Origin of the sequence: uncultured Olegusella sp., assembly GCF_947253395.1 — a bacterium.
GTDB lineage: Bacteria > Actinomycetota > Coriobacteriia > Coriobacteriales > Atopobiaceae > Olegusella.
Genome location: NZ_CAMXYY010000064.1, coordinates 1 through 8,126, shown reverse-complemented (window position 1 = coordinate 8,126; position 8,126 = coordinate 1). Strand labels below are relative to the sequence as shown.

The following is an 8,126-nucleotide window of genomic DNA, read 5'->3' as shown; positions in this document are numbered from 1 at the left end:
CTGTACCCTTTTCATGGGGGGTATGTTGTGCGTAATACACTGAGTTAGATTTTAGATTGAAGTTGATACATCCAGGTATTGCTGACAACATAAGTAACCACAGCAGCACTCCTAGTAAAGCCTTCATGAAATCTTTTATCTTCTTGAGCATGGCTATCCTTCTCTTTCTTCTCTAGTTCCATATTCTTTTAATGAGCTTGGCTATTGGTTTAGTTATGTAGTTCTTTACAAATCTTGCAGTCGGTTTGATAACGTTCTTTTTGATGAACTTCGCTGCTGGTCGGATTACCTTGTGATAAAAGGGCTTCACGGCTGGCTTTATGACCTTGTTATAGAGAGGCTTAATAACTTTTCTATATACAGGCTTTATAAGCTTGTGATGTACAAACTTTGTAACATCCGCATTACATAAGCGACAGAACCCAAGAGTATCTTTTTCAAGCTGTGTTCTCCGAAGTAAAGTTGCATACAGACCACTCTATAGTAGTCCTTACCGCCAACACCTATAAAGCACATTCAAAATTCCTTGCACATATTGAGGGTATTTCTCAATCACTCTCAAAGGCAGCGCGCAAACTGAAAGCAGGGGTATTGCGCTATCAAAAGCAAATGCATCATACAAAAAGACCTCGCCGAAGCGAGGCCTGAAATACTGCACCTATGGAGCTAAAAGTCTCAGAAGCTTACAGAGACTCGATACTTAATCAAGGTCATTAAAGTCGTTAGCAGACATAACCGGTGTTGCAGCACCAATGCTGCTGGTGAGCACTGTCGCGCCCGCATCTTGGGGGGCGGAAGGAGTTGCAACAGGAGCAGGTGCGGGAGCAGGTGCGGGAGCAGCAGGCTTGGCATTGGCGGGAAGTGCACGCGCAGGAAAGACAGAATCCGCATCATCCATGAAGTGCTGCAGAAGTTTTTTATACTCGCCGCGGAAGTCCTCACGGGACTGCTTGAGACGATCAATCTCATCAAGTTCGGCCTGCTTTTCAGCAAGTGCCTGACGAATAACCTCACGAGCCTTTTGATCGGCCTCGTTACGAATGGACTCAGCGTTTTCGCGGGCATCAGCAACCAGCTTGTCGGCACTTTGCTGAGCAACAATCAAAACCTTGGAAATCTGGCTCTCGGAAGCAGCAAGTGCACTGGCTGCAGGGACGGGTGCAGGAGCTGCAACCGCATTGGCAGCAGCAACATTGGCGTTCTCGAGCTGAATTTGCAGCTCAGAAACCTGTGCCTGAGATGCGCCTAGCTGGGACTCAGCATTGTTGAGGCGCGTCTTGAGATCAGCAATCTTTTGCAACATTGCGTCAATCTCAGTGGAAAGCGTATCGAGGAATGCGTCAACCTCCTCGGTGTCATAACCATTCTTAGACGGAGAGAAGGTCAGTTGATCGATATCGGCTGGTGTGATTGCCATCTCTATCCCTTTCATCTATACATGCCTTACAAGGCAAACTATCAGCAATTTTACTCGAACGCACAGTACCATGTACACGTGGACATGCTCGGATTGAATACCGCACAAAGCAAGCAAAGCCCACATCTGCCCGCAAGCACAAAACTCATGCTCGCAAGCTTATATGAGTATACCCACAAGGCCGCGTTTGACGACCTCGAGAATAACCATCGCAATAACGGGAGAAAAATCCAAACCTCCCAAAGCTGGCATAAAACGCCTAAAGATACCTACATATGGACGAACAATCCTATCGAGCGCCCCTGCCACGTCACTGATAAGGCCATCACCTGACAGAGGAATCCAGCTCAAAATAACCCATACAACGATGAGCAGTTCATAAAAATCGAGCACTTTCATCAAAAAAGAAATAACTGCAAGCATGTGCACTCCTTACTTAGCCAACTCTCGTGTGCGCGCGAGAGCTGCATCAACGGCAGCATACGCGCCTTCAACCAATGCTGGCTCCAGAGCTCGCAAGCCTTCAGCGGTTGTACCACCAGGAGATGTCACTTTTTCCATGTATGCGCGGGGATGCTCTCCCCCTTCGCTCAACTGGCGAGCGACACCTTCCATGGTAGAAATCAACATTTCCCGACAAGACGTCGCGGGAAGCCCTGCACGCACGCCCGCACGCGTAAGTGCGTCAATCATCAAAGCAAAGAAAGCAGGACTGCAACCCACGACAGCACCCTCAACATCAAGTTGTGCTTCGCTCATCTGTGCACAGGCGCCCAACGTCTCAAAAATAGCTGAGACGCGCGCAATGTCCGTAGAGGTCGCAGATGTACCCGCACAGAGTGCAGAGGCACCTGAGCGCGCCTGGATGGGCAAATTGGGCATCACGCGCAACACCCGCGCACCAGCTAGCGCTGCTTCTAACACAGCAAGAGGAATGCCTGCCACAATAGAAACTAACACGCGCCCTGCCACACTATCAGCAATATCTGCCATAACGGCGGGTAGCACTTGTGGCTTAACTGCAAGAATAACCACATCAGTATCAGCCGCCATAAGATCTGTGGCATCAGCATACACAGGGCATCCAAGCTGGGCAAACGCTGCACGCTTTGCTTCACCAGGGTTGCAGACGCAAATGCGCTCAGCAGGTAGCACCCCCGCTTCCAGCAGGCCATGCACAATAGCGCCACCCATAGAGCCAGCGCCTATTACCCCAAGTGAAAAATCGAACTGAGACATACTACTTCACCAAGTCACCATCGTTGACAAGTTTCTCGATATCAGAATCAGAGAGTTCAATACCAGCAGGCAGGACAACAAAAATGCGGTCGCCCAATTCCTGAACGGCACCACCCAAACCGCAGGCCAAACCAAAGCAGAAGTCCAAGATACGCTTGGCAGCTTCAATGTTGGTATTGCGGAAAACCAGCACAACAGGCTGGTTGGTGCGGACACGACGCACAACCATCTGAACATCGTCATACGCTGCAGGTTTGAGAACATAGGGAGGAAGCACGCTAGAGCTTGGACGAGCAATAGTCCTACCACCCAAATCGCCAGGAGTCACATTGCTCGTGGCAGCACTAGCATCCGTGCCATAGTCACGGCTAGCAGGAGCAGCATAGCTGTCCTCATCGTAGGAACGACGGGGACGAGGTGTCACGGCGCTACGCTCTTCGCTGCGATAGTCGCCATAGCCTGGTGCAGTCTGAGCGGGGGCTCCTCCTGCAACAGGACGACCAGAGCGCGTATAAACCGAGACGCTCTCGGGCTCAGGACGACGGGAGTTCCCAAGCAAACCTACGTGCTCAGAGCTATTCTCTTCGGGCTCATCGTCGTAGTAACCATCATCGTAATCCTGATCATCGTAATATTCGTCACCACGGTTCTGCTGGAATCTATCCCTCAAATTGTCTAGAAAACCCATCGCCTACTCCTTCTTCCACGCGGCAAGCCGCAAATTTCACTCATATAGCACGTCTTAAACAAGACGGTCGTACGTACTCTGCCCCGCTATTCCAAATGAAATTCGGGACTAAACACCACACGACCCAATCGCAACAGGGTCGCCCCTTCTTCTACGGCAATCTCAAAATCACCGCTCATACCACAAGAAAGTATCTCTAAAGGCAGTCCTGTCACCTTATGTAGCTGATCGCGAAGCTCACGTAAGCCTGAGAAAGTCCGCCGCGCCTCATCTCTATTTCCTGCCGGTGCCATGGTCATCAAGCCTTCAAGTGAAAGCTTGGGCAGAGCTGCGATTTCATTGGCGCAAGTCAGCGCCTCGACCATTGTCACCCCCGACTTGGATTGCTCTCCAGATACGTTCACTTCAAGCAAAACCGCAAGCTGCTTGTCTCGAACCTGTGCACGCTTAGAAATCGCACGTGCCAGCTCAAGAGACGATATTGAATGCACCAGCTCAACATCACAGTCAAGCACCTGATTGATTTTGTTTTTTTGCAGGTTGCCAATCATGTGAAAACGCTGACGCGGCAAACCTGGCACCTCTGCGAGCAAGCCCACTTTGCGTCTCAGCTCTTGTGGACGGTTTTCACCAAAACATTCATAGCCCGCCATATATGCCGAAACAAGCTGAGGTACATCAACCGTTTTTGAGACAGCAATAGCAGAAATCTCGGCAACATCTCTCGTAGCGCGTCGAGCAGCTGCCTCGATACGCTCTAAGATTTCAGCACGACGTGCAGCGAGGAAGGTTTCGTAATCCTCAGACGCACGGTAGCTCTGATCGATAAGCGGATTCATAACACTTCCCTCCTCTACGAAAACTATTTTGCCGCCATAAACGCTAAGGCACCATGACGACCACAGTGACCGTGCTCAGCGCGATACGAAAAGAAACGATCTGTCGTACTCGCCGTTGATTCCTCAACACTCACGATGCGTTCAGGGATAACTCCCCCATCAAGCAACGCCGCACGAACAGCAAAGCCCAAATCCACATGGCAGCCGTCAGCTGCTGCTGCCTCACCAAACTCAGCTATAAATCGATGAGCCAAATCAGCAGACACCTCATAGTCCATCCGCCCAATATGTGGGCCCACGTACGCATTGATTTCGCTGGGGTACACGCCCGCCTGTGCACACAGCAGCGACACCGCTTTTTGGGAGATGCGCGCGATACTTCCTCGCCATCCAGAATGCACGACGGCAAAGCCACCTGAGCACGCAAGAATGACAGGTACACAGTCCGCAAAGCAAAGCAAAACGGGCACATTGGGGACGGTACAGATGACACCATCAGCACCAGCTCGCGCTTCGGCACAAGCTGCTGACCAAGCTTCGTTACTCTGCTCACTCAAAACAACTAAATGGTCACCATGAACCTGATGAGGATTGATGAGTTTATCTGCATAGTCTTCACAGCCCAATGCCTCAAGAGCAAGCTTGCGATTAGCGTCTACCACCTTTGGCTCATCGCCACAGGCATCTCCCAAGTTAAGAGAAGCAAAGGGAGACTGCGAGCGGCCACCCGTGCGTTCCGTAAAGGTAAGTGTGACCCCGCCAGGACGAGCAAAATCGCCAAGCAGGGTCACACCATACGACTCGTGACGGGAAAGAGTCGGCGCTTGCATACTAGATGCGGCTATTCCTGAGGAAGTCGGGAATGTCAAAAGCCTTGTCATTGCCCGACGGCTGAGGAGTGGAGGTGCGGGTAGTGGTCTGAGTGCTGCGAGAGCTAGAAACAGCAGGACGGCTGGGGCGAGAAGGCCTACGGTCAACATTTATCTCGGGCAGCTTTTCTTGGACATTACCGCCATCAAAACCGGTAGCGATAACGGTCACGCGAACCTGATCGCCAAGACTCTCATCAACGACGGTGCCAAAGATGATGTTGGCCTCAGGGTCAACATTTTTAGCGACAACGTCTGCAGCATCGTTAATCTCTTGGATACCCAAGTCCTTGTTGCCAGCAATGGAAAGCAGAACACGCGTTGCGCCATCAATAGAGCTCTCAAGCAGGCGGCTGGAAATGGCTTCTTCGGCAGCATCGACTGCACGATTGTCACCAGAAGCAGTACCGATACCCATCATTGCGGTGCCAGCACCCTTCATGATGGTGGTGACATCTGCAAAGTCGAGGTTAATCAAACCAGGAACAGTAATAAGGTCGGTAATACCTTGGGTGCCCTGGCAGAGGACATCATCTGCCATGTGGAAGGCCTCGAGCATCGTGGTCTTTTTCTCAGAAAGATCAAGGAGACGATCGTTGGGGATAACGATGAGGGTATCGACATTCTCAGAGAGACGCTCAATGCCCTCAACGGCATTAGCAGAACGCTTACGACCCTCAAAGGTAAAGGGACGCGTTACAACGCCAACGGTCAGCGCGCCAAGATCATTTTTTGCAATATCGGCAACAACAGGTGCGGCTCCCGTGCCTGTGCCGCCACCCTCGCCAGCGGTAATAAAGACCATATCGGAGCCAGCAAGTGCAGCCTTGATCTCATCATGAGAATCCTCAGCAGCCTCAGAACCCACCTCAGGGCGAGCACCAGCACCCAGGCCCTTGGTCAAATCAGCTCCAATGTGCACTTTAATGTCAGCATCGGAAATAGCAAGCTGCTGTGCGTCCGTGTTGATGGCCACGAACTCGACACCACGAATTCCCTCTTCGATCATACGGTTGACAGCGTTCGTGCCGCCGCCGCCGACGCCAACCACCTTGATGACTGCAAGGTAATTGTTGAGGTTATCGTCGTTCGTCATGGTAGGACCTCCTGTTGCTTGTTGTACGACTCTTTGGTGCGTCTGCGCCTGTAGTGCGTGTGTGTTGCGTTTACGTACATTCCTGTTTTTTGCCATGTAACACTTCTTTCTGCCGCGCCTCCGTGCATCGCCGCTTACGCGGCAGAACGCGCTTTAGAAAACCTCGAGAAACACTAAACCTCAAGTTGACCTCTATGTTTGTTCTAAAGCGCGTTATATTTGCACATGTGCGGTGGCACGTCAAGCAAAATTTTTTGAATTGTGGAAATTGCAGGAAAAAGCAGCTTACTTGCTCATTTATCTAGTCTTACCCTGCGTTTTCCTGCGTTTTTTTAATCCTTTAGTTGCAACTGTGCTAAAAGTCTCAAGGTAGATACTTTAGGCTTCAGAGTTTGACTCATCTGGAGAACTTGAATCTACTTGAGGGTTTTCATTGTCGTCTTCAGGGCTCTGGCCACTCTCATCAGACACAGCACTACTACCACCATCAGAGCCCGCATCACCCTGGGTCTTTGATTCGCTGGCATTTGCTGCAATGACAGAATCATCCGCGCTGGCACCTTCACCTAGGGCTCCCGTTCCCTCTTGGACATTATCCGAGTCAATCATGCGGTATGACGGATTGCTTGCTACACGAACGTTGATATAGGTAATCTTGCCTGGATACTTTTTGAGCAAAGCCAAGATAACTGATTCTTTGGCAGTAATATCTGTTGCTTTACCCAAAGAAACGGTAACACCTGACTTGAGCGTACAGCTCACACTCGCGGCAGACGGTGCAGAATAACTCAAGATCTGCTTTGTAAGCTCTTCGGTAAAGCCTTCATCAAACTTGATAGCAGCTTGCAAACTCTCGGCTGTGGCCTGAGAGCCAGCATGCGGATTGAGTTTTGCCGGTGAGTCTGCAATAAGCAGGGCCCCCATACTCTGAGCTTTTTTAAGTACGGCAGCTTTGAAACTTTCGCCGCTTTCGGCTTTGACCGAGATAGGTTCTAACCATACGCCGCCATCACCCAAACACCACACAACCTCACTGCCATTCATAATGACCAAAGCCCTTACCTTATGCTCGGTCACCGTAATTTTGAGGGTTGAAGGAAAGACACGTGATAGATGTACCTCAGCAACCCAGGGATTACGCTTGATGTTTTCCTCAATTTTGTCAGCGTCAAAATTGAGCAGCGTTGCTCCCTCTTCTACTTGAGCAAGACGCACAATACTGCTATCCGAGACATGCTCACTAGAGGTCGCCACCACATTGTTAATAGTAAAGACGCTTGTATATGAAAGAGCAGTAAGCGCAATAACTCCAATAACAGCAAGTGTAGCCAATACAATGACCGCAATTGCGATGCTCTTGAGAGTTGGGGTATGCCGCGCACCCTCATCAGACGGTGTTGTTGACTGACGCTGGCTGCGGCGTGCAGCGGGAGATGGCGCAGCAAAGATTTGCTTCTTTTTAGGAGTCGCCGAAGCTGCTGGGACGGGGGTTTGCAGACGTCCTGTTTGAACAGAACGTTTGCCTATTTTAGGTAAACGTGAACCTGCACTGCTCGCAGCTGCTGAAAGCTTAGGCGTGCTCTTCTTGCTACCCCCAGTCACAGAAGCTTTGCTCCGTGGGGTAGGCTTACGAGGAGTTGGCTTTTTGGGTGCGTTGTCTTGAGCCATACGTGACTTTCCTATATCTCAAAACCGAGGAGCTTAAGCTCGGAATGTAAATCAACGGAACTATATGCCAGGACTTCACTATGTACACGATTCATCAAGGCAAGTACATCGGCTGCGCAGGCTCCGCCACGATTGACCACATAATTTGCTTGGCTAGGATGCAATTGTGCGCCACCTTCACGAGCTCCGCGCAAACCACAACGTCTCACCAATTCATTCACCGACGCAGCACGTGGTTCTACAAAAAGCGCCCCACAACTCTGAGCACCTAAAGGCAAAATACTACGCTCACCAAGATGCGTTTCCATCT

Annotated in this window: 8 protein-coding genes and 1 pseudogene; all 9 read right to left on the bottom strand. The window is 50.6% G+C overall.

The annotated features are described in order from the left end of the window. Positions 1–700: 700 nt before the first annotated feature. On the bottom strand, positions 701–1,417 hold the full coding sequence (locus Q0X25_RS05965) for a DivIVA domain-containing protein (RefSeq protein WP_298579941.1): 717 nt from the start codon (positions 1,415–1,417) through the stop codon (positions 701–703). Positions 1,418–1,576: 159 nt separating this feature from the next. Continuing rightward, a complete protein-coding gene (locus tag Q0X25_RS05960; RefSeq protein WP_298579938.1) occupies positions 1,577–1,840 on the bottom strand; it encodes a YggT family protein in 264 nt (87 codons plus the stop codon). Positions 1,841–1,849: 9 nt separating this feature from the next. After that, positions 1,850–2,656, bottom strand: a complete 807-nt coding sequence (gene proC, locus Q0X25_RS05955) for a pyrroline-5-carboxylate reductase (protein WP_298579936.1) — start codon at positions 2,654–2,656, stop codon at positions 1,850–1,852. Position 2,657: 1 nt separating this feature from the next. After that, the gene (locus tag Q0X25_RS05950; protein ID WP_068539210.1) at positions 2,658–3,344 is read right to left on the bottom strand and encodes a cell division protein SepF; all 687 of its coding nucleotides are present in this window, start codon (positions 3,342–3,344) and stop codon (positions 2,658–2,660) included. 86 nt (positions 3,345–3,430) lie between these two features. Continuing rightward, a complete protein-coding gene (locus tag Q0X25_RS05945; RefSeq protein WP_298579929.1) occupies positions 3,431–4,183 on the bottom strand; it encodes a YggS family pyridoxal phosphate-dependent enzyme in 753 nt (250 codons plus the stop codon). Between the two features lie 23 nt (positions 4,184–4,206). Continuing rightward, positions 4,207–5,013, bottom strand: coding sequence for a polyphenol oxidase family protein (locus Q0X25_RS05940; protein ID WP_298579926.1), 807 nt, complete (start codon positions 5,011–5,013; stop codon positions 4,207–4,209). Position 5,014: 1 nt separating this feature from the next. After that, the gene (ftsZ, locus tag Q0X25_RS05935) at positions 5,015–6,148 is read right to left on the bottom strand and encodes a cell division protein FtsZ (RefSeq protein ID WP_298579922.1); all 1,134 of its coding nucleotides are present in this window, start codon (positions 6,146–6,148) and stop codon (positions 5,015–5,017) included. 378 nt (positions 6,149–6,526) lie between these two features. Next, on the bottom strand, positions 6,527–7,816 hold the full coding sequence (locus Q0X25_RS05930) for a cell division protein FtsQ/DivIB (RefSeq protein WP_298579919.1): 1,290 nt from the start codon (positions 7,814–7,816) through the stop codon (positions 6,527–6,529). 11 nt (positions 7,817–7,827) lie between these two features. Further along, positions 7,828–8,126, bottom strand: a pseudogene (locus Q0X25_RS05925) (UDP-N-acetylenolpyruvoylglucosamine reductase); the annotation flags it as partial.

Excerpts from the sequence above, each read along its gene's own strand:
- Q0X25_RS05965 (WP_298579941.1), bottom strand. The coding sequence starts at position 1,417 with ATGGCAATCACACCAGCCGATATCGATCAACTGACCTTCTCTCCGTCT.
- Q0X25_RS05960 (WP_298579938.1), bottom strand. The coding sequence starts at position 1,840 with ATGCTTGCAGTTATTTCTTTTTTGATGAAAGTGCTCGATTTTTATGAA.
- proC (WP_298579936.1), bottom strand. The coding sequence starts at position 2,656 with ATGTCTCAGTTCGATTTTTCACTTGGGGTAATAGGCGCTGGCTCTATG.
- Q0X25_RS05950 (WP_068539210.1), bottom strand. The coding sequence starts at position 3,344 with ATGGGTTTTCTAGACAATTTGAGGGATAGATTCCAGCAGAACCGTGGT.
- Q0X25_RS05945 (WP_298579929.1), bottom strand. The coding sequence starts at position 4,183 with ATGAATCCGCTTATCGATCAGAGCTACCGTGCGTCTGAGGATTACGAA.
- Q0X25_RS05940 (WP_298579926.1), bottom strand. The coding sequence starts at position 5,013 with ATGCAAGCGCCGACTCTTTCCCGTCACGAGTCGTATGGTGTGACCCTG.
- ftsZ (WP_298579922.1), bottom strand. The coding sequence starts at position 6,148 with ATGACGAACGACGATAACCTCAACAATTACCTTGCAGTCATCAAGGTG.
- Q0X25_RS05930 (WP_298579919.1), bottom strand. The coding sequence starts at position 7,816 with ATGGCTCAAGACAACGCACCCAAAAAGCCAACTCCTCGTAAGCCTACC.